Source organism: Campylobacter concisus (genome assembly GCF_902460875.1).
GTDB classification, from domain to species: domain Bacteria; phylum Campylobacterota; class Campylobacteria; order Campylobacterales; family Campylobacteraceae; genus Campylobacter_A; species Campylobacter_A concisus_AA.
Genome location: NZ_CABPVR010000009.1, coordinates 51,460 through 71,222, shown reverse-complemented (window position 1 = coordinate 71,222; position 19,763 = coordinate 51,460). Strand labels below are relative to the sequence as shown.

Below are 19,763 nucleotides of genomic sequence, written 5' to 3'. Positions count from 1 at the left end.
ATCCAAGGAAAGGTAATGCAAGTTATTTTATTTACACAAAATAGTGCATTAAACAATATTTGGAGAAGCTATTTTACTGGCAATAGCGATGTGAAATTTATACATAATAGAAAAGAGTTTTTTTCTCATATAAATGATGATGTTGATATTATAGGCATTGATATTGATGTTTTTAAAGATAATATTGATGATGTTATAAAAAATATAATTGGAAATTCCCCAAATATAAAAATACTCATACTCTCAAATAGACCAACGATAAACGAAGGCAAGCATCTGCTTACACTTGGAATCAAAGGCTATGCAAATTCCCACATGAGAAAGACTCACTTTGAAGATGCTTTTGAAGCTATTTTTAATGGAAATATATGGCTTTACCAAGAATTTGTTCAGGCAATGATTAGTGAGCTAACCGGCTCATATATTAATAGTGAAAGTGAAAAGGTAGACAAAAAGACCGACCTCTCTGAACTTAGTTCAAGGGAAAGAGAAATTGCAGATTTAATCTATCATGGTCTAACAAATAATGAAATTTCAGAAAAAACAGGTATTACACTAAGGACGGTCAAAGCGCATACAAGCTCGATTTATAGTAAACTAAATGTAAAAGATAGAATAGGGCTTGTGCTTTTAATGAAGCAGCTTGACGCATAAAATCTTGATTTATTTTTGTGAGAAATTTAAGATCCTTCTCCAAAAACTATAAATTTTTTATACATGCACCCATAAGAAATATATACATAACTTTTACTAGCTGAAGAATACAATAAATATAAAATTTTCAAATAAAAAATGATTTGCTAAAATCTTAAATAAAAAATTCTAGCAAATTTATTAATAGCCGAGATAAGAAATCAGAAACTTTAGTCTTCCAAATCGATATCTACTTTTTCAACATTTGTTATGATGTCTTTTGTATTTTTTTCGATATCGTGTTTGTTTTTTTCAATAAGTGATCTATTTTGTCCAATCAAATCCCTATTTTCTTTAATGCCATCACTATTTTGTTCAATTAATTTGCTAAGAGTCGATATTCTTTTCTCATAACGTATCATTAGAAAATAAATTACGTAAATTAGTAATAAAATTATCGCCCAAGGTAAAAATTGCATATTAAGTCCTTATATATTTTTTGTAATTATAGAAATTTTAGCTTTTAAAAAAAATAAAACCATAAAAATTATACATATTTCATAAATACTTAATGATGCATTACGGATTTAAATGTAATAAAAATTTGTATTCTTAAATGGCTATATTTTATGATTTTAATTTTTATGAAAATTTTTTAAATTTCCCTTGACTTTTACCTTGTTTTGATATATAATTGCCACTTCACAAAACAGGTGCTGGTGTAGCTCAGTTGGTAGAGCTACTGCCTTGTAAGCAGTGGGTCGGCGGTTCAAGTCCGTTCACCAGCTCCATTTTTTGTAACAGTGTTTGACCAGAAAATACCAAAATAGTTTATTAATGTTTAGGGTGAGATACTCAAGCGGCCAACGAGGGCAGACTGTAAATCTGCTGACTATGTCTTCCGTGGTTCGAATCCACGTCTCACCACCATTGTTATGCGGGAGTAGCTCAGTTGGCTAGAGCATCAGCCTTCCAAGCTGAGGGTCGCGGGTTCGAGCCCCGTTTCCCGCTCCAAAATTTGGGAAAATAAACTGGGAGCTGTATCTAGATTTTACTAAACACAGTTATTCCTTACTTTATTTTCAAAATTTTTAGTTGTTTGTATTATTTAATTGGAATCATCTCTGCCAAGCGTTTTTCGCTCATATGGCTCAGAGGTAGAGCACTTCCTTGGTAAGGAAGAGGTCGCGGGTTCAAGTCCCGCTATGAGCTCCACTGGTTAATATGATTTTATTATGATTATACAAATTTGGTAAGAAAAAGACATATATCACAATACGGAGGAAAAGATGGCTAAAGAAAAATTTTCACGTAACAAGCCACACGTAAACATAGGCACTATTGGTCACGTAGATCATGGTAAAACTACATTAACAGCTGCAATATCTGCTGTTCTTTCACGCAAAGGACTTGCTGAGCTAAAAGATTATGATAATATTGATAATGCTCCAGAAGAAAAAGAGCGTGGTATTACAATTGCTACTTCACATATTGAGTATGAGACAGAGAAACGCCACTATGCCCACGTTGACTGCCCTGGTCACGCCGACTATGTAAAAAATATGATTACAGGTGCTGCGCAAATGGATGGAGCTATTTTGGTTGTTTCTGCAGCTGATGGCCCAATGCCACAAACTAGAGAGCATATTTTGTTATCACGCCAAGTTGGTGTTCCATACATTGTTGTTTTTATGAATAAAGCTGATATGGTTGATGATGCTGAACTACTTGAATTGGTTGAAATGGAAATCCGCGAATTGCTTAATGAGTATAATTTCCCAGGTGATGATACACCTATTGTTTCTGGTTCGGCGCTTAAAGCTCTTGAAGAAGCAAAAGCTGGTCAAGATGGCGAATGGTCGGCAAAAATTATGGAATTAATGGATGCAGTTGATAGCTATATTCCGACTCCAGTTCGTGCAACAGATAAAGACCTTCTTATGCCAATCGAAGATGTTTTTTCGATTTCAGGTCGTGGCACAGTTGTAACTGGTAGAATTGAAAAAGGTGTTATAAAAGTTGGCGATACAATTGAAATTGTTGGTATTAAGCCAACTCAAACAACAACAGTTACTGGTGTTGAAATGTTTAGAAAAGAGATGGATCAAGGCGAAGCTGGTGACAATGTCGGCGTTCTTCTCCGTGGTACCAAGAAAGAGGATGTCGAGCGTGGTATGGTTCTTTGCAAACCTAAATCAATTACCCCTCATACAAAATTTGAAGGCGAAGTCTATATCTTGACAAAAGAAGAAGGTGGTCGCCATACTCCTTTCTTTAATAACTATAGACCACAATTCTACGTAAGAACAACTGATGTTACTGGTTCAATTACGCTTCCAGAAGGAACAGAGATGGTTATGCCAGGTGATAATGTAAGAATTTCTGTTGAATTGATTGCTCCAGTAGCACTTGAGGAAGGCACTCGTTTCGCTATCCGTGAAGGTGGTAGGACTGTTGGTTCAGGTGTTGTTTCAAAAATACTTGGTTAATTTATAAAAATTTGTCAAAGGGAGGATATCCCTTTGATATCTTAATAAGGACTTATATGAGAATTAAAATTGGTTTAAAATGCTCCGAAAGTGGTGATATAAATTATACAACAACTAAAAATAGTAAAACTACTACAGATAAAGTTGAACTTAAAAAGTATTGCCCAAGATTAAAAAAACATACTATTCATAAAGAAGTTAAATTAAAAAGTTAATTAAGAAGCTATTAGGGCAATAGCTCCAACGGTAGAGCGCTGGATTCCAAATCCAATGGTTGGGGGTTCGAATCCCTCTTGCCCTGCCACGACTAAGGTTGAGATTATGGAAAAAATTATAAATTATATTAGGCTTTCTAAATTGGAAATAATGAAGGTTATCTATCCTACAAAAGAACAAATTAGAAATGCTTTTTTTGCAGTTTTTATCGTAGTTGCTGTTGTATCACTTTTTTTAGCTCTTGTTGATGTTATTATGTCCTTTGTTTTATCTAAAGTTATATGATATAAGGAAAGAAGTAATGTCACATAAATGGTATGCTATACAGACTTACGCTGGAAGCGAAATGGCAGTAAAAAGAGGAATTGAAAATTTAGTAAAAGATCATGGAATAGAAGATCAACTAAAAGAAATTATAGTTCCTACAGAAGACGTAATAGAAATAAAAAATGGTAAGCAAAAAATCAACGAAAGAACTCTTTATCCAGGTTATGCTTTTGCATGCTTAGATCTTGATACGGCTCTTTGGCACAGGATTCAGTCTTTACCAAAAGTTGGACGTTTTATTGGTGAGGCCAAAAAACCTACGCCATTATCTGAAAAAGATATAAATACTATTTTGGAAAAAGTTCAAAAAAGGGCTGCACCAAAACCTAAGATATTTTTTGAGGAAGGTGAGAGTGTTCGTATAACAGAAGGTCCTTTTGCTAACTTTACAGGTATTGTGGAAGAATATGACATGATACATGGTAAACTTAGACTTAATGTTTCTATTTTTGGTAGAAGTACCCCTGTTGATATTTTGTATTCACAAGTTGAGAAGATAATTTAAGGAGCAAGAAATGGCTAAAAAAGTTATAGGTGAAATAAAATTACAAATTGCTGCAACAAAAGCAAATCCTAGTCCACCAGTTGGTCCAGCTCTTGGACAAAAAGGTGTTAATATTATGGAATTTTGTAAAGCCTTTAATGAAAGAACAAAAGACATGGTTGGATTTAATATTCCAGTTGTTATAACTGTTTATGCTGATAAAAGTTTTACATTTATTACAAAACAGCCTCCTGCTACAGATCTTATTAAAAAGGCTGCAGGTATAACAAAAGGAACTGATAATCCTTTAAAAAATAAAGTAGGCAAACTAACAAAAGCTCAAGTTTTAGAAATAGTTGAGAAAAAACTTGTTGATTTAAATACAAATGATAAAGAGCAAGCAGCTAAAATTATTGCTGGTTCAGCTCGATCAATGGGTGTCGAAGTAATAGACTAAAACCTTTACCGTCAGGTTGATTAGCAAAAGACGGAAGCAATATGTATGCGGAGAAATTTATGGGAAAAACTAGTAAGAGATTTCAAGAATTGCTCAAAAAAGTAGAGCAAGATAAAATTTATAACCTTAGTGAGGCTATTGATACAGTCAAAACTCTAGCTTCTGCTAAATTTAATGAAACAGTTGAGATTGCATTAAAATTAAATGTTGATCCAAGACATGCTGATCAAATGGTTCGTGGTTCAGTAGTTTTACCAGCTGGTACAGGTAAAACTGTAAGAGTTGCTGTTATTGCTAAAGATGCTAAAGCTGATGAGGCAAAAGCAGCTGGTGCTGATATTATTGGTGCAGATGATTTAGTCGAAGATATTCAAAAAGGCATAATGAATTTTGATGTTCTTATAGCTACTCCAAATTTAATGGGTCTTGTAGGTAAGGTCGGTAGAATTTTAGGACCAAAAGGATTAATGCCAAACCCAAAAACTGGCACAGTTACAATGGATGTTGCACAAGCTGTTAACAATGCAAAAAGCGGTCAAGTAAATTTCCGTGTTGATAAGCAAGGAAATATACATGCAGGTCTTGGTAAAGTTAATTTTACTAAAGAACAATTAAATGAAAATATTTCAACATTTATTAAAGCGATCAATAAACATAAGCCTGCAACCGCAAAGGGCAGATATGTTAAAAATGCTTCGTTGTCTTTGACAATGAGCCCATCTATAGCTCTTGATACTCAAGAAGTTATGGACTTAAAATAAAACTAAAAATTAAAATTTATATCTTAGATTGGAGATAGCCGAGGCCATTGGGCTTAATTGATTCGACCCGCTCTGCTTGAAATTACCGGTCGGAAAGGAGAAAAAGTGACACGTAACGAAAAAACTGAAGTTGTTGCAAAATTAGAGAGTGAATTTAAAACTGCTGAAGCTATCGTGGTTTGTGACTATCGTGGTCTTTCGGTCAAGAAGCTTGAAGTTTTAAGAAATTCTGCTAAAGAACAAAATGTAAAAGTTCAAGTTATTAAAAATACTCTTGCAAATATTGCTCTTAAAAATTCTGATAAAGTCGGAATGGAACTCAAAGATACAAATATCTATCTTTGGAGCGAAGATCAATTAGCAGTAACTAAAGTAGCTGCAAAATTTGAAGAGTCTAATGCTGATCTTTTCAAAATAAAAACAGCTTATATTGATGGCGAAGTTGCTAGCGTTGATAAAGTTAAAGCTCTATCTAAAATGCCTAGCCGTGATGAGCTTATTGCGATGCTTTTACAAGTTTGGAATGCGCCAATTCAAAATTTCACAATTGGTTTGAATGCGCTTAAAGAGAAAAAAGAACAATCAGCTTAATTTAAATTAAAAAATAATAAGGATTAAAAATGGCAATTACTAAAGAAGATGTATTAGAGTTTATATCTAATCTTTCTGTACTTGAGCTTAGTGAACTTGTAAAAGAGTTCGAAGAGAAATTTGGTGTTAGCGCAGCTCCTGTAATGGTAGCTGGTGGTGCTGTTGCAGCAGGCGGTGCAGCAGCTGCAGCAGAGGAAAAAACAGAATTTAACATTGTCTTGGTTGATTCTGGTGATAAGAAAATCAACGTTATTAAAGTTGTTAGAGCGCTTACTGGTCTTGGTCTTAAAGAAGCTAAAGACGCAGTTGAGGGAACACCATCTGTTCTTAAAGAAGGTGTTAGCAAAGATGAGGCTGAGGCAGCTAAAAAAGAGCTTGAAGAAGCTGGTGCTAAGGTTGAACTTAAATAATTTTTTATTATTTGAGCTTAATATTTCAAGAGAGGGCACAGGCTCTCTCTTTTTTAAATTTTAGATGCCTTGTTAAAAGGCTATACTTTTCTTTCAAAATCACCACGAGGTAGATGCAATGTTAAATAGCTTATACTCAGGAAATCGTCTTAGGGTTGACTTCTCTAATGTCGTTAAGGAGATAGACGTTCCGAACCTACTACAACTACAAAAAAAGAGCTTTGATAATTTTTTAAATCTAAATAACAATCAAGCAGAAAGCGGTATAGAAAAAGTTTTTAAATCAATCTTTCCAATACATGATCCACAAAATCGTTTGACTTTAGAATATGTTGGCTCAGAAATTGGAAAACCAAAATATACAATCAGAGAGTGTATAGAAAGAGGTCTTACATACTCTGTAAATTTAAAGATGAAAATACGTCTTATCGTTCATGAGAAAGATGATAAGACAGGTGATAAAGTCGGTGTTAAAGATATAAAAGAACAAGAAATTTTTATACGCGAAATTCCACTAATGACTGATAGAATTTCATTTATTATAAATGGTGTTGAGCGTGTTGTTGTAAATCAACTCCATAGAAGCCCAGGTGTTATTTTTAAACAAGAAGAGAGCGCGACTGTTGCAAATAAATTAATTTATACAGCTCAAATAATACCTGATCGTGGCTCTTGGCTACACTTTGAATATGATACAAAAGATATTTTATATGTTAGGATAAATAAACGTAGAAAAGTACCAGTAACTATATTATTTAGGGCGCTTGGATATAAAAAACAAGACATTATTAAGTTGTTTTATTCAATACAAAATTTAATTATTAAAAATAACAAATTCTTAACTCTTTTTAATCCTGAAGATTATTTGGGAAGAGTTGAATATGATATAAAAAACGAAGATGGAGAAATTATTCACCAAGCAGGCAAGCGTCTAACCAAGAAAAAAGCTGATAAGTTGATTGAAGATGGCGTAAAATTCGTTGAATACCCAGTTGAAGCACTTATTGGTAGATATTTGGCAAACCCTGTAATAAATACAGAGAGTGGAGAAATTTTATATGATACACTATCTGCTCTTGACGAGAATAAACTTGCAAAAATTTTAGCTGAGCATGAAAGTATTGAGATTATAAATAACTCTGCTGCTGGTGTTGATGATGCAATTATAAATTCTTTCATAGCTGACAACGATATGCTTAAGGTTTTAAAACAAACTGAGGGCGTGGATGATGAAAACGATCTTGCAGCTATTAGAATTTATAAGGTTATGAGACCAGGAGAGCCAGTTGTCAAAGAGGCTGCAAAGAGTTTTGTAAATGATATGCTATTTAACCCTGAGAGATATGATTTAACAAAAGTTGGTCGTATGAAGATGAATCATAAGCTCTCACTTGATGTACCAGAATACGTTACCTTACTAACAAGCGAAGATATCATAAAAACTGCAAAATATCTTATAAAGGTTAAAAACGGACAAGGTCACATTGATGACCGAGATCACCTTGGCAACCGCCGTATAAGGTCAATCGGTGAGCTACTCGCTAGCGAACTTCACCTTGGTTTTGTAAAGATGCAAAAGGCAATCCGCGACAAATTTACAAGCTTAAGCAATAATACTGAAGAGATTATGCCATACGACCTTATTAACCCAAAAATGATCACAGCTACAATTATGGAATTTTTTACAGGTGGTCAGCTAAGCCAGTTTATGGATCAGACAAACCCACTTAGTGAAGTTACTCACAAGCGCCGTCTATCTGCACTTGGCGAGGGCGGCCTAGTAAAAGAACGTGCTGGATTTGAGGTGCGTGACGTTCACCCAACTCATTACGGCAGAATTTGTCCGGTTGAGACTCCAGAAGGTCAAAATATTGGTCTTATCAATACGCTTTCAACCTATGCAAAAGTAAATGATCTTGGCTTTGTTGAAGCACCTTACAAAAAAGTTATAGATGGCAAAGTGACTGATGAGATAGTTTATTTAACCGCAACTCAAGAGGAGGGCAATGTTATAGCTCCAGCATCAACTAAACTTGATGAAAATGGACACATTGTTGAGGACTTGATTGAGGTTAGAAAAGATGGCGAGATGATGCTTGCCCGTAGAGAAGATGTTACTTTGATCGACCTTTGTTCTGGTATGATAGCTGGTGTTGCGGCTTCACTTATTCCATTCCTAGAGCATGATGATGCTAACCGTGCTCTCATGGGTTCAAACATGCAACGTCAGGCAGTGCCACTACTTCGCTCAACTGCTCCTATTGTTGGAACAGGTATGGAAAGCGTTATTGCAAGAGATGCATGGGAAAGCGTAAAAGCAAAACGTAGTGGAGTGGTTGAAAAGGTTGATAATAAAAATATATTCATTTTAGGCGAAGACGAAGCTGGTCCATATATCGATCATTACTCTTTGGAGAAAAATTTAAGAACAAACCAAAATACGACTTTTTCTCAACATCCGATAGTTAAAAAAGGTGATGAGATCGTTGCTGGTCAAATAATTGCTGACGGTCCAAGTATGGAAAAAGGCGAGCTAGCCATTGGTAAAAACGCACTAATTGCATTTATGCCTTGGAATGGCTACAACTACGAAGACGCGATCGTCATTAGTGAAAAAATGATACGTGAAGATGCTTTTACAAGTGTCCATATCTATGAAAAAGAGATCGAGGCTCGTGAGTTAAAAGACGGAGTTGAGGAGATAACAAAAGATATACCAAACGTCAAAGAAGAGGAGCTTATGCACCTTGATGAGAGTGGTATTGTCAAAATTGGTACAGAGATCAAGCCTGGTATGATCCTTGTTGGTAAAGTATCTCCAAAAGGCGAGGTTAAGCCAACTCCAGAAGAGAGACTATTACGTGCGATCTTTGGTGAAAAGGCTGGCCACGTGGTAAATAAATCGCTTTACGCTTCAGCTTCGATGGAAGGCGTGGTTGTTGATGTTAAAATTTTCACCAAAAAAGGTTATGAAAAAGATAGCAGAACAAATAAAGCTTACGAAGAAGAGAAGACTCTTTTAGAAAAAGAACATCACGATAGACTACTTATGTTGGATCGCGAAGAGATGCTAAAAGTTACAGCACTTCTTTCTAAAAATCCACTAGCAAGCGATCAAGAGGTAAATAAAAAAGAGTATAAAAAAGGCTCAAAGATCAATAAGGCTGATCTTGAAAATATAAATAGGTTTACTCTAAATGCTATCGTTAAAAGCTTTTCAAAAGATATTCAAAAGAAATACGATGAGCTAAAAAATTACTTCCAAAATGAGAAGAAAAAGCTTAAAGAAGAGCACGACGCTAAGATAGAAATTTTAGAAAAAGACGATATTTTACCAAGCGGTGTTGTAAAACTTGTAAAAGTTTACATAGCTACAAAACGCAAACTAAAAGTCGGCGATAAGATGGCTGGACGTCACGGTAATAAAGGTATCGTTTCAAATATAGTTAGAGAAGTAGATATGCCGTATCTTCCAAGCGGTCAGATCGTTGATATCGTGCTAAACCCACTTGGCGTTCCAAGCCGTATGAACATCGGTCAAATTTTAGAGAGCCACCTTGGTCTTGTTGGCTATCGCTTAGGTGAGCAGATCAATGAAATTTTTGAAACCAAAAAAGGCGAGTGGATAAAAGAGCTAAGAGCTAAGATGATAGAGATAGCAGGTGTTGCTAAGCTAATGGATGCTAAAAAAGCTCTTGGTAAGATGAGCGATGAGAAGCTTCTTGAATACGCAAAAGATTGGAGTAATGGCGTAAGATTTGCAACTCCGATTTTTGAAGGCGTTAAAGCTGACGAATTTGCAAAATTATTTGAGATGGCAAAGATAGATAGCGACGGCAAAACCGAGCTATATGACGGACGCACAGGCTCAAAGATAAGAGAACGCGTTAATGTTGGTTGTATGTATATGCTAAAACTTCACCACTTGGTTGATGAAAAAGTTCACGCAAGAAGCACTGGACCATACAGCCTCGTTACACAACAACCAGTCGGTGGTAAGGCGCTATTTGGCGGTCAAAGGTTTGGTGAGATGGAGGTTTGGGCACTTGAGGCTTACGGTGCCGCCCATACACTAAGAGAGATGTTAACTGTAAAATCAGACGATGTTGAGGGAAGACTATCTGCTTATAAAGCTTTAACAAGAGGCGAAAACGTTCCTGAGACTGGTATCCCTGAGACGTTCTTTGTTCTAACAAACGAGCTAAAATCACTAGCTCTTGATGTAGAAGTATATGATGAGGATGAGACAAATGAAACTAACTAATTTAAAACCAGTTGAGATAAAAGAAGAGCATAGACCTCGTGATTTTGAAGCTTTTCAACTTCGTTTAGCAAGTCCTGAGAAGATAAAATCTTGGAGTTATGGCGAAGTTAAAAAACCAGAAACTATCAACTACCGCACACTAAAACCTGAGCGTGACGGCTTGTTTTGTGCGAAAATTTTTGGACCGATCCGTGATTACGAGTGCCTTTGTGGCAAATATAAAAAGATGCGTTATAAAGGCATCAAGTGCGAAAAGTGTGGTGTTGAAGTAACAACATCTAAAGTTCGCCGCTCTCGCATGGGTCATATCGAGCTTGTAACTCCAGTGGCTCACATCTGGTATGTAAATTTCTTACCAAGCCGTATTGGTGCACTTCTTGGCATTAAGATGAAAGACCTTGAGCGTGTACTTTACTATGAGGCATACATTGTTGATAATGCTGGTGAGGCTTATTACGACAATGAAAATTCTAAGAAAGTTGAGAAATACGACGTTTTAAACGAAGAGCAATATCAAAGCCTAGCTTCAAGATACGAAGAGACTGGTTTTACAGCTAGAATGGGTGGCGAGGTCATCTATGATATGCTAGCTGAGCTTGATTTGATGGAAATTTTAAATCAACTAAAAGAAGAGATGGAGTCTACAAATTCTGAGGCTAAGAAAAAGACTATCGTAAAACGCCTAAAAGTTATCGAGAGCTTTTTAAATTCAGGCAACCGCCCAGAGTGGATGATGATAACAAATTTACCAGTTCTTCCACCTGATCTTAGACCGCTAGTCAGCCTTGATGGTGGTAAATTTGCTGTTTCAGACGTAAACGACCTATATCGCCGCGTAATAAATAGAAATAGCCGTCTAAAACGTCTACTTGAGCTTGACGCACCTGAGATCATTATAAGAAATGAAAAGAGAATGCTTCAAGAAGCTGTTGATGCGCTATTTGACAATGGTCGCAGAGCAAATGCAGTAAAAGGTGCAAATAAGCGCCCACTAAAATCACTAAGCGAGATCATTAAAGGTAAGCAAGGTCGCTTCCGTCAGAATTTGCTAGGTAAGCGCGTTGACTTCTCTGGACGTTCTGTTATCGTCGTTGGTCCAAAGCTAAAAATGGATCAGTGCGGTCTTCCAAAGAAGATGGCTTTAGAGCTATTTAAGCCACATTTGCTTGCTCGCCTTGAAGAAAAAGGCTATGCGACAACTGTTAAGCAAGCTAAAAAAATGATAGAAGATAAGACAAATGAGGTTTGGGAGTGCCTAGAAGAGGTCGTTAAAGACTATCCGGTTATGCTAAACCGTGCTCCAACACTTCACAAACTTTCTATCCAGGCGTTTCACCCAGTGCTTGTTGAAGGCAAGGCGATCCAACTTCATCCATTAGTTTGTGCTGCATTCAACGCAGACTTTGACGGTGACCAAATGGCTGTTCATGTGCCACTATCACAAGAGGCTATCGCTGAGTGCAAAATTTTAATGCTTAGCTCAATGAACATCTTGCTTCCCGCAAGCGGTAAGGCTATCACAGTTCCTTCACAAGATATGGTTTTAGGAATTTACTATTTAAGCCTAGAGAGAAATGACGAAAAAGGCGCAAATAAAATTTTCTCAAGCGTTGATGAAGTAATGATCGCTGAAGAGGCTAATACTCTTGGTCTTCACGCTAAAATCAAGACTATGGTTGATAATAAGATCATCTTTACGACGGCTGGTCGCTTGATTTTAAGAGCCATACTTCCTGATTTTGTTCCTGAAAATATGTGGAATAAGATCATGAAGAAAAAAGATATTGCAAATTTGGTTGATTATGTTTATAGAAATGGTGGTCTTGAAGTAACGGCTGACTTCCTTGATAAGCTTAAAAATTTAGGCTTTAGATATGCGACAAAAGCGGGAATTTCTATCTCTATCGCAGACATCATCGTGCCTGATAGCAAGCAAAAATATATTGACGAAGCTAAGAAAAAAGTTCGAGAAATTCAAAAACAATACGGCGCTGGTCTTTTAACAGATAGTGAGAGATACAATAAGATCATTGATATCTGGACAGATACAAACAACAGCGTTGCAAGCGAGATGATGAAACTTATCCAAAACGATAAAGGTGGATTTAACTCAATTTATATGATGGCAGACTCAGGTGCGAGAGGTAGTGCAGCACAAATTCGCCAGCTAGCTGGTATGCGTGGTCTTATGGCAAAACCTGATGGTTCGATCATTGAAACACCGATCATTTCAAACTTCCGTGAAGGTCTAAACATAATGGAGTACTTTAACTCTACCCACGGAGCTAGAAAAGGTCTTGCGGATACCGCGCTAAAAACAGCAAACGCTGGTTACTTAACAAGAAAGCTAATCGACGTTGCTCAAAATGTTAAAGTCACAATGCATGACTGCGGTACGCACGAGGGTGTTGAAATTACAGATATTACAGAGAGTGGCGAGCTAATAGAAAGCCTTGAAGAAAGAGTATTAGGCCGTGTTTTAGCAGATGATGTGATCGATCCTATAACAAATGAAATTTTATTTAGCGAAGGCACGCTACTTGATGAAGAAAAAGCTAGAGCTATAACTGAGGCTGGTATAAAATCAGTAAGCATTAGAACACCTATCACGTGCAAAGCACCAAAAGGCGTTTGTGCAAAATGCTACGGCTTAAATTTGGGTGAAGGTAAACTTGTAAAACCAGGTGAAGCAGTTGGTATCATTTCAGCCCAATCTATCGGTGAGCCAGGTACACAGCTAACGCTAAGAACATTCCACATCGGTGGTACGGCTTCTACTGAGCAACAAGATCGTCAAGTAATCGCCCAAAAAGAAGGTTTTATCAGATATTACAACCTTAATACTTATGATAACGGCGATAAGAAGATCGTTGCAAATAGAAGAAGCGCGGCTGTACTACTTGTTGAGCCAAAGATTAAATCAACGATTGACGGCAAAATAGAGATCGAATATGCCCACGAAGATGTAAATATCGTGATAAAAGGTAAAAAAGAAGAGGTTAAATATACAATTAGAAGAAATGATCTTGCTAAACCAAATGAATTAGCTGGTGTTAGCGGAAAGATCGAAGGAAAGATGTATATACCTTATGTAAGTGGTGATAAAGTAAAAGAGAATGAAAGTATCGTTGAGATCATAAAAGAGGGTTGGAATATCCCAAATCGTATCCCATACGCTAGTGAACTTAAAATTTCAGACGGAGATCCGGTAACTCGTAAAATTTTAGCTGACGCAAATGGTGTGGTTAAATTTTTCATATTAAAAGGTGATTATCTTGATAGGGTTAAAGATATCAAAAAAGGTCACAAAGTAACTGAAAAAGGTTTCTTTGTGGTTGTTTCTGATAAAGATGGACGTGAGGCGGTTCGCCATTATATTCCAAGGAATTCTATCATTCAAGTTTCTGATAATGATGCAGTTGAGAGAGCGACAGTGGTTTCGTTACCTGAAAAAGATGATAAGTTGATTATTGCTGAGTGGGACCCATACTCAACTCCAACTATTGCTGAAGAAGCTGGCGTGGTTAGCTTTGAAGATATCGAGCCAGGATATAGTGCGACTGAGCAAGCTGATGAAGCGACTGGACAAAGACGTCTTGTTATCAATGAATACTTACCAAGCGGTGTAAAACCTGCGATTATTATCGCTACTAAAAAAGGAAATTTAATCAAGTATCCGCTTGATCCAAAAACTGCGATCTTTGTCTCAAGTGGTGATGAAGTAGCTCAGGCTGATATTTTGGCCAAGACCCCAAAAGCTGTCGCTAAGTCAAAAGATATCACTGGTGGTCTTCCAAGAGTTAGTGAGCTATTTGAAGCAAGACGCCCTAAAAATACAGCTATCGTTGCAGAGATTGATGGTGTGGTTAGATTTGACAAGCCACTTCGCTCAAAAGAGCGCATAATCATCCAAGCTGAAGATGGCACAACTGCTGAGTATCTGATCGAGAAAAGTCGTCAGATCCAAGTAAGAGACGGGGAATTTGTCCATGCTGGCGAGAAACTAACTGATGGGCTAATTTCAAGCCACGATATTTTAAGAATTCTTGGCGAAAAAGCGCTTCATTATTATTTGATTAGCGAGATTCAACAAGTTTATCGCCGCCAAGGTGTTGCGATCGCAGATAAACATATCGAGATCATCGTCTCTCAAATGCTTCGCCAAGTTAAAATCGTTGATAGTGGAAATACAAATTTCATAGTTGGCGATATGGTTTCAAGAAATAAATTTAAAGAAGAAAATGAGCGCATTATGAACATGGGCGGTGAGCCAGCTATTGCTGAGCCGATATTGTTAGGCGTTACAAGAGCAGCTATCGGAAGTGATAGTGTGATCTCTGCTGCATCGTTCCAAGAGACAACTAAGGTCTTAACAGAAGCATCGATTGCTGCTAAATTTGACTATCTTGAAGATCTAAAAGAGAACGTTATTCTCGGACGTATGATCCCAGTTGGAACTGGTTTTTATAAGGATAAAAAAGTAAAAATCAAAGAAAACTAATACTTCAAGCCCCTATTTTTGGGGCTTAACCACTTTATAAAATTAAATCAATTAAAAATTTACAAGCTATTAACTATCACCTAATAAAATCCTTATCTTTAAATCACATCATGGAGAATTCATGAAAAACGTTGATCTAGGACTTTTATTTATACGTTTAGGACTTGGTATCTGCCTTTTTATGCATGGTTTTGGTAAAATTTTACATGGACTTAGTGGAGTAAAAGGTATATTAGTAAATGCTGGTTTACCTGGATTTTTGGCATATTTTTCTTACCTTGGAGAGGTCTTAGCGCCAATTATGTTAATTATTGGTTTTTATTCAAGGGTAGGCGCTATCCTAGTTTTAGGTACTAGTATTACTATTTTATACTCGTACTATGGATTTGCAAATTTATTTGCATTAAACGAGGTTAATGGCTTTAAATCAGAGCTTATTTACCTTTATATTGCTATTTCACTTTGTATTCTTTTGATAGGTAGCGGTAAATATGCTGTCAAGCAAGACTAATACAAAATAAAGACAGCAGAGTTTTTATAAAATCAAGAATTAGATGAGTAAGTCTAACTTATTAACCGTTATTTAAGTTTATTTTAAATAAAATTAGGTCTTTTTAATAAATTTAGTTGAAAGGAATTATTGTGCCAACCATAAATCAATTGGTCAGAAAAGAACGCAAGAAAGTGACTGTTAAGTCAAAATCTCCAGCGTTAAAAGAGTGCCCTCAAAGAAGAGGAGTTTGCACTAGGGTTTATACTACAACTCCTAAAAAACCAAACTCAGCTTTGAGGAAAGTTGCCAAAGTTAGGCTAACAAGTGGTTTTGAAGTCATCAGCTATATCGGCGGCGAAGGTCATAACCTACAAGAACACAGTATCGTTTTAGTTCGCGGCGGTAGGGTTAAAGACTTACCAGGTGTTAAATATCACATCGTTCGTGGTGCACTTGATACTGCTGGTGTTGCAAAAAGAACAGTTTCTCGTTCTAAATATGGTGCTAAACGCCCTAAAGCTGGCGCTGCAGCTGCAACAAAAAAGTAAAAATTTAGGTTCGCAGACGTTGCTAAAATTTGCAAACGTTTGAGTAAAATTTTATAAAAATTTGAAGGAAAGATCAAAATGAGAAGAAGAAAAGCCCCTGTAAGGGAAGTCTTACCTGATCCGATTTACGGAAATAAAATAATCACTAAATTTATTAATTCTCTTATGTATGATGGCAAAAAAAGCGTCGCTACTGAGATAATGTATGGTGCTATTAAAGCCATAGAAAAGAAAAATGCTGAGGTTAAAGGCATCGATGTTTTTAATGATGCTATCGAAAATGTAAAACCTATTCTAGAAGTTAAATCACGCCGTGTTGGTGGTGCTACTTATCAAGTACCAGTTGAGGTTCGCCCAGCTCGCCAACAAGCTCTTGCTATCCGCTGGCTTATAACTTACGCTAGAAAAAGAAGCGAAAGAACTATGATAGATAAACTAGCGAATGAGCTCTTAGATGCGGCAAACTCAAAAGGTGCATCTTTCAAGAAGAAGGAAGATACTTACAAGATGGCAGAGGCTAATAAAGCATTTGCTCACTACCGCTGGTAAGAAAGAATTAGTATGGCAGAGAGAAAAACGCCTTTACATAAGGTAAGAAATATCGGTATTGCGGCTCACATTGATGCTGGAAAGACAACTACTAGTGAGAGAATTTTATTCTTTACTGGTATGAGCCATAAAATAGGTGAGGTTCATGATGGTGCTGCTACCATGGACTGGATGGAACAAGAAAAAGAGCGTGGTATTACTATTACTTCAGCTGCAACTACGGCATTTTGGAAGGGTTATCAAATAAACCTAATTGACACTCCGGGACACGTTGACTTTACTATCGAAGTTGAGCGTTCTATGCGTGTTCTTGACGGTGCTGTTTCAGTATTTTGTTCTGTTGGTGGTGTTCAACCACAATCAGAAACTGTTTGGAGACAAGCAAATAAATATCACGTACCAAGAATTGTTTTTGTTAATAAAATGGACAGAATTGGTGCAAATTTCTTTAGAGTTGAAGAGCAGATCAGGGAAAGACTAAAAGCAAACCCAATTCCTATTCAAATTCCTATAGGTGCCGAGGATAACTTTAGAGGTGTGGTTGACCTTGTAAGAATGAAAGCTTATGTTTGGAATGATGAGAAAAAACCAACTGACTATGTTGAAGAAGAAATTCCAGCTGAAGTTAAAGAAAAAGCAGAGGAATACCGTGCAAAACTAATCGAAGCAGTTTCAGAGACAGATGATAGCTTGATGGAGAAATTTTTTGCTGGTGAAGAGCTAAGTGAAGAAGAGATCAAAAAAGGCATAAAAGCAGGCTGCTTGAGAATGACTATCACGCCTATGCTTTGCGGAACTGCGTTTAAAAACAAAGGAATTCAACCTCTACTTGATGCTGTTGTTGATTATTTACCAGCTCCAGATGAGATCGCAGCAATAAATGGTGTTTATGAAGATGGCGCTGAAGTAACTGTTGAAAGTACAGATGATGGCGAATTTGCCGCTCTTGCGTTTAAGATTATGACTGACCCATTTGTTGGACAGCTAACATTTATCCGTGTTTATAGAGGAAGCCTTGAAAGTGGTAGCTATGCTTACAACACAGTTCAAGACTGCAAAGAGAGAATCGGTCGCTTGCTAAAAATGCACTCAAATAAACGTGAAGAGATTACCGAGCTTTTTGCTGGTGAGATCGGCGCTGTTGTTGGTCTAAAAAATACTCTAACAGGTGATACTCTAGCTAGTGAAAAAGATAAAGTTATCCTTGAGAGAATGGACTTCCCTGAGCCAGTTATTAGTGTTGCAGTCGAGCCAAAAACAAAAGCTGACCAGGAAAAAATGGCAATAGCACTTCAAAAACTAGCTCAAGAAGATCCAAGTTTTAGAGTTAGTACAGACGAAGAGAGTGGTCAAACTATTATTAGTGGTATGGGTGAGCTTCACCTTGAGATCATTGTTGATCGTATGCTTCGTGAATTTAAAGTTGATGCTGAAGTTGGTCAACCACAAGTTGCTTATCGTGAAACTATTCGTAAGACAGTTGAACAAGAGTATAAGTATGCTAAACAATCAGGCGGTCGTGGTCAATATGGTCACGTATTTTTACGTATTGAGCCGCTTCCAGCTGCTAGTGGATTTGAATTTGTTAATGATATCAAAGGTGGTGTTGTTCCAAAAGAATATATTCCAGCTGTTGAAAAAGGTTGCAAAGAGGCACTTCAAAGTGGTGTTCTTGCTGGTTACCCAGTCGAAGATGTTAAAGTTACCCTTTTTGATGGTAGCTACCATGAAGTTGACTCATCTGAAATGGCATTTAAACTTGCTGCTTCAATGGGATTCAAGGAAGGTGCTAGAAAGGCAGGTGCTGTTATTCTTGAGCCTATGATGAAGGTTGAAGTTGAAACTCCAGAAGAGTATATGGGTGATGTTATAGGCGACCTTAACAAACGCCGTGGCCAAGTAAATTCAATGGATGATAGAAATGGTGTGAAGATCATTGCAGCTTATTGTCCATTAGCTCAAATGTTTGGATATTCAACAGATCTTCGCTCAATGACTCAAGGCCGTGCAACTTATTCAATGGAATTCGATCACTACGAAGAAGTTCCTAAAAACGTAAGTGATGAGATCATTAAAAAAAGAAATGGCTAATTAACCAAGGAAGGGCAGAGTAATCTGTCCTTCAAAAATTAATTATTCTGATAAAATCTATCTACAAAATATGTGAATTGTCCTCATAGCTCAGCTGGATAGAGCGTAGAATTCCTAATTCTAAGGTCACAGGTTCGAACCCTGTTGGGGACACCATCATACAATCGCCTTTGTAAAATACAAAGTGCTCAAACAAGTGTTTTTTAAATATACTAAAACGTATAATAAGATATAGCAATTTATAAAAATGCTCTTATGCTGATCAGTATAATATAGTAAAAGAAAAAATGTAAAGAATGGACTTTATAAAAAAGATTACAAGTGATATGCAAATAAGATCACTAATATCAAAGAGAAATTTTATAAAAACATAATGGTAAATGACTATATTTCCATCAATCTAGTCGGTTTATCTATATATGCATTCGTAGTGGGTTTAGCTTTTTTATCAATACGTTATATTATTAATTTTTATCTAAACTAATAAATTTTATCAACAAAAATTTTTATATATTTAATAATCCGTGCTAACATTTCAAAAATTTATTTAAGGAGAATAGATGAAAAAAATTTTACTTTTAGGAGCCGTTTGTTGCATGTTGTCAGCTGATGTTAAAACCGTTAACATAAGCCCAGATGAGATCAAAAAATATGATCAGATTATCGATATAAGAACTCCATCTGAGTGGCAAGAGACTGGCGTTATCGCAGGTGCAAAGACTATAACTTTTAATCCAAACGATAAGAGTGCATTTTTGGAGGAGCTTTCAAAGGCAGTTGATATCAAAAAACCTATTGCTCTTGTTTGCAGAAGCGGCAGAAGAAGTACGGCAGCAGCCGCAGCGATAGATAGCTCAGATCTTAAGATAATAAATTTAGATGGAGGTATGAGTAGCTTGATCGAGCAAGGCTATAAAACTACGCCTTATAAAAAATAAACAAATTTTGT

17 protein-coding genes and 6 tRNA genes are annotated in these 19,763 nt (G+C 36.5%); 22 read left to right on the top strand and 1 reads right to left on the bottom strand.

Translation table 11 applies throughout. From position 1 onward, the window contains the following. Nucleotides 1–15 precede the first annotated feature (15 nt). The gene (locus F3H01_RS06775) at nucleotides 16–654 is read left to right on the top strand and encodes a response regulator transcription factor (RefSeq protein WP_107698471.1); all 639 of its coding nucleotides are present in this window, start codon (nucleotides 16–18) and stop codon (nucleotides 652–654) included. A gap of 209 nt (nucleotides 655–863) precedes the next feature. Here F3H01_RS06775 and F3H01_RS06770 read toward each other — a convergent pair whose 3' ends face one another. Further along, nucleotides 864–1,112: a hypothetical protein gene (locus tag F3H01_RS06770; RefSeq protein ID WP_021090800.1), complete on the bottom strand. Its 249-nt coding sequence runs from the start codon at nucleotides 1,110–1,112 to the stop codon at nucleotides 864–866. 236 nt (nucleotides 1,113–1,348) lie between these two features. On the opposite strand from F3H01_RS06770, the gene F3H01_RS06765 reads away from it, so the two are divergent. The 21 genes from F3H01_RS06765 to F3H01_RS06665 all read left to right on the top strand — a co-directional run bounded on the left by F3H01_RS06765 (nucleotide 1,349) and on the right by F3H01_RS06665 (nucleotide 19,752). Further along, a tRNA-Thr gene (locus F3H01_RS06765) sits at nucleotides 1,349–1,424 on the top strand. A 54-nt stretch (nucleotides 1,425–1,478) separates the two neighbouring features. After that, nucleotides 1,479–1,563: transfer RNA gene (locus F3H01_RS06760), tRNA-Tyr, on the top strand. A 7-nt stretch (nucleotides 1,564–1,570) separates the two neighbouring features. Beyond that, nucleotides 1,571–1,647: transfer RNA gene (locus tag F3H01_RS06755), tRNA-Gly, on the top strand. 126 nt (nucleotides 1,648–1,773) lie between these two features. Then, nucleotides 1,774–1,848 (top strand) — tRNA-Thr (locus F3H01_RS06750). Nucleotides 1,849–1,922: 74 nt separating this feature from the next. Continuing rightward, nucleotides 1,923–3,122: an elongation factor Tu gene (gene tuf, locus F3H01_RS06745; protein ID WP_021090663.1), complete on the top strand. Its 1,200-nt coding sequence runs from the start codon at nucleotides 1,923–1,925 to the stop codon at nucleotides 3,120–3,122. 56 nt (nucleotides 3,123–3,178) lie between these two features. Further along, nucleotides 3,179–3,337: a 50S ribosomal protein L33 gene (gene rpmG / locus F3H01_RS06740; protein ID WP_035167196.1), complete on the top strand. Its 159-nt coding sequence runs from the start codon at nucleotides 3,179–3,181 to the stop codon at nucleotides 3,335–3,337. A 13-nt stretch (nucleotides 3,338–3,350) separates the two neighbouring features. After that, nucleotides 3,351–3,426, top strand: a tRNA-Trp gene (locus F3H01_RS06735). Between the two features lie 17 nt (nucleotides 3,427–3,443). Continuing rightward, on the top strand, nucleotides 3,444–3,623 hold the full coding sequence (gene secE, locus F3H01_RS06730; RefSeq protein WP_035167317.1) for a preprotein translocase subunit SecE: 180 nt from the start codon (nucleotides 3,444–3,446) through the stop codon (nucleotides 3,621–3,623). Nucleotides 3,624–3,639: 16 nt separating this feature from the next. Next, nucleotides 3,640–4,170, top strand: a complete 531-nt coding sequence (nusG, locus tag F3H01_RS06725) for a transcription termination/antitermination protein NusG (protein ID WP_107698472.1) — start codon at nucleotides 3,640–3,642, stop codon at nucleotides 4,168–4,170. Nucleotides 4,171–4,180: 10 nt separating this feature from the next. Next, complete coding sequence (gene rplK / locus F3H01_RS06720) at nucleotides 4,181–4,606, top strand: 50S ribosomal protein L11 (RefSeq protein WP_084040690.1); 426 nt, start codon at nucleotides 4,181–4,183, stop codon at nucleotides 4,604–4,606. Between the two features lie 59 nt (nucleotides 4,607–4,665). Further along, the gene (gene rplA / locus F3H01_RS06715) at nucleotides 4,666–5,367 is read left to right on the top strand and encodes a 50S ribosomal protein L1 (RefSeq protein WP_084108356.1); all 702 of its coding nucleotides are present in this window, start codon (nucleotides 4,666–4,668) and stop codon (nucleotides 5,365–5,367) included. A 105-nt stretch (nucleotides 5,368–5,472) separates the two neighbouring features. Next, nucleotides 5,473–5,958 (top strand): 50S ribosomal protein L10, encoded by a 486-nt coding sequence (rplJ, locus tag F3H01_RS06710; protein ID WP_021090459.1) that lies wholly within the window; start codon nucleotides 5,473–5,475, stop codon nucleotides 5,956–5,958. Nucleotides 5,959–5,987: 29 nt separating this feature from the next. Further along, a complete protein-coding gene (gene rplL / locus F3H01_RS06705) occupies nucleotides 5,988–6,368 on the top strand; it encodes a 50S ribosomal protein L7/L12 (protein WP_021090592.1) in 381 nt (126 codons plus the stop codon). A gap of 118 nt (nucleotides 6,369–6,486) precedes the next feature. Beyond that, on the top strand, nucleotides 6,487–10,632 hold the full coding sequence (gene rpoB / locus F3H01_RS06700; RefSeq protein ID WP_149725254.1) for a DNA-directed RNA polymerase subunit beta: 4,146 nt from the start codon (nucleotides 6,487–6,489) through the stop codon (nucleotides 10,630–10,632). Next, a complete protein-coding gene (gene rpoC / locus F3H01_RS06695) occupies nucleotides 10,619–15,133 on the top strand; it encodes a DNA-directed RNA polymerase subunit beta' (RefSeq protein WP_021091033.1) in 4,515 nt (1,504 codons plus the stop codon). The genes rpoB and rpoC overlap by 14 nt, the downstream gene beginning before the upstream one ends. Before the next feature lie 121 nt (nucleotides 15,134–15,254). Then, nucleotides 15,255–15,644 (top strand): DoxX family protein, encoded by a 390-nt coding sequence (locus F3H01_RS06690; RefSeq protein ID WP_087585693.1) that lies wholly within the window; start codon nucleotides 15,255–15,257, stop codon nucleotides 15,642–15,644. Nucleotides 15,645–15,775: 131 nt separating this feature from the next. Further along, nucleotides 15,776–16,174: a 30S ribosomal protein S12 gene (rpsL, locus tag F3H01_RS06685; protein WP_021090705.1), complete on the top strand. Its 399-nt coding sequence runs from the start codon at nucleotides 15,776–15,778 to the stop codon at nucleotides 16,172–16,174. A gap of 78 nt (nucleotides 16,175–16,252) precedes the next feature. Then, on the top strand, nucleotides 16,253–16,723 hold the full coding sequence (gene rpsG / locus F3H01_RS06680; protein ID WP_021090980.1) for a 30S ribosomal protein S7: 471 nt from the start codon (nucleotides 16,253–16,255) through the stop codon (nucleotides 16,721–16,723). Between the two features lie 12 nt (nucleotides 16,724–16,735). Beyond that, entirely contained in the window at nucleotides 16,736–18,814 is a 2,079-nt protein-coding gene (gene fusA, locus F3H01_RS06675; protein WP_087576841.1) for an elongation factor G, read from the top strand. Nucleotides 18,815–18,893: 79 nt separating this feature from the next. Continuing rightward, a tRNA-Arg gene (locus F3H01_RS06670) sits at nucleotides 18,894–18,970 on the top strand. Nucleotides 18,971–19,374: 404 nt separating this feature from the next. Further along, entirely contained in the window at nucleotides 19,375–19,752 is a 378-nt protein-coding gene (locus tag F3H01_RS06665) for a rhodanese-like domain-containing protein (RefSeq protein ID WP_021090898.1), read from the top strand. The last annotated feature ends 11 nt before the right edge of the window (nucleotides 19,753–19,763 follow it).

Bases quoted from the DNA above. Each gene is read 5' to 3' on its own strand.
- rpoC (WP_021091033.1), top strand. From the start codon at position 10,619: ATGAAACTAACTAATTTAAAACCAGTTGAGATAAAAGAAGAGCATAGA.
- rplK (WP_084040690.1), top strand. From the start codon at position 4,181: ATGGCTAAAAAAGTTATAGGTGAAATAAAATTACAAATTGCTGCAACA.
- F3H01_RS06770 (WP_021090800.1), bottom strand. From the start codon at position 1,112: ATGCAATTTTTACCTTGGGCGATAATTTTATTACTAATTTACGTAATT.
- secE (WP_035167317.1), top strand. From the start codon at position 3,444: ATGGAAAAAATTATAAATTATATTAGGCTTTCTAAATTGGAAATAATG.
- fusA (WP_087576841.1), top strand. From the start codon at position 16,736: ATGGCAGAGAGAAAAACGCCTTTACATAAGGTAAGAAATATCGGTATT.
- rplL (WP_021090592.1), top strand. From the start codon at position 5,988: ATGGCAATTACTAAAGAAGATGTATTAGAGTTTATATCTAATCTTTCT.
- nusG (WP_107698472.1), top strand. From the start codon at position 3,640: ATGTCACATAAATGGTATGCTATACAGACTTACGCTGGAAGCGAAATG.
- rpmG (WP_035167196.1), top strand. From the start codon at position 3,179: ATGAGAATTAAAATTGGTTTAAAATGCTCCGAAAGTGGTGATATAAAT.
- F3H01_RS06665 (WP_021090898.1), top strand. From the start codon at position 19,375: ATGAAAAAAATTTTACTTTTAGGAGCCGTTTGTTGCATGTTGTCAGCT.
- F3H01_RS06775 (WP_107698471.1), top strand. From the start codon at position 16: ATGCAAGTTATTTTATTTACACAAAATAGTGCATTAAACAATATTTGG.
- F3H01_RS06690 (WP_087585693.1), top strand. From the start codon at position 15,255: ATGAAAAACGTTGATCTAGGACTTTTATTTATACGTTTAGGACTTGGT.
- tuf (WP_021090663.1), top strand. From the start codon at position 1,923: ATGGCTAAAGAAAAATTTTCACGTAACAAGCCACACGTAAACATAGGC.
- rpoB (WP_149725254.1), top strand. From the start codon at position 6,487: ATGTTAAATAGCTTATACTCAGGAAATCGTCTTAGGGTTGACTTCTCT.
- rplA (WP_084108356.1), top strand. From the start codon at position 4,666: ATGGGAAAAACTAGTAAGAGATTTCAAGAATTGCTCAAAAAAGTAGAG.
- rpsG (WP_021090980.1), top strand. From the start codon at position 16,253: ATGAGAAGAAGAAAAGCCCCTGTAAGGGAAGTCTTACCTGATCCGATT.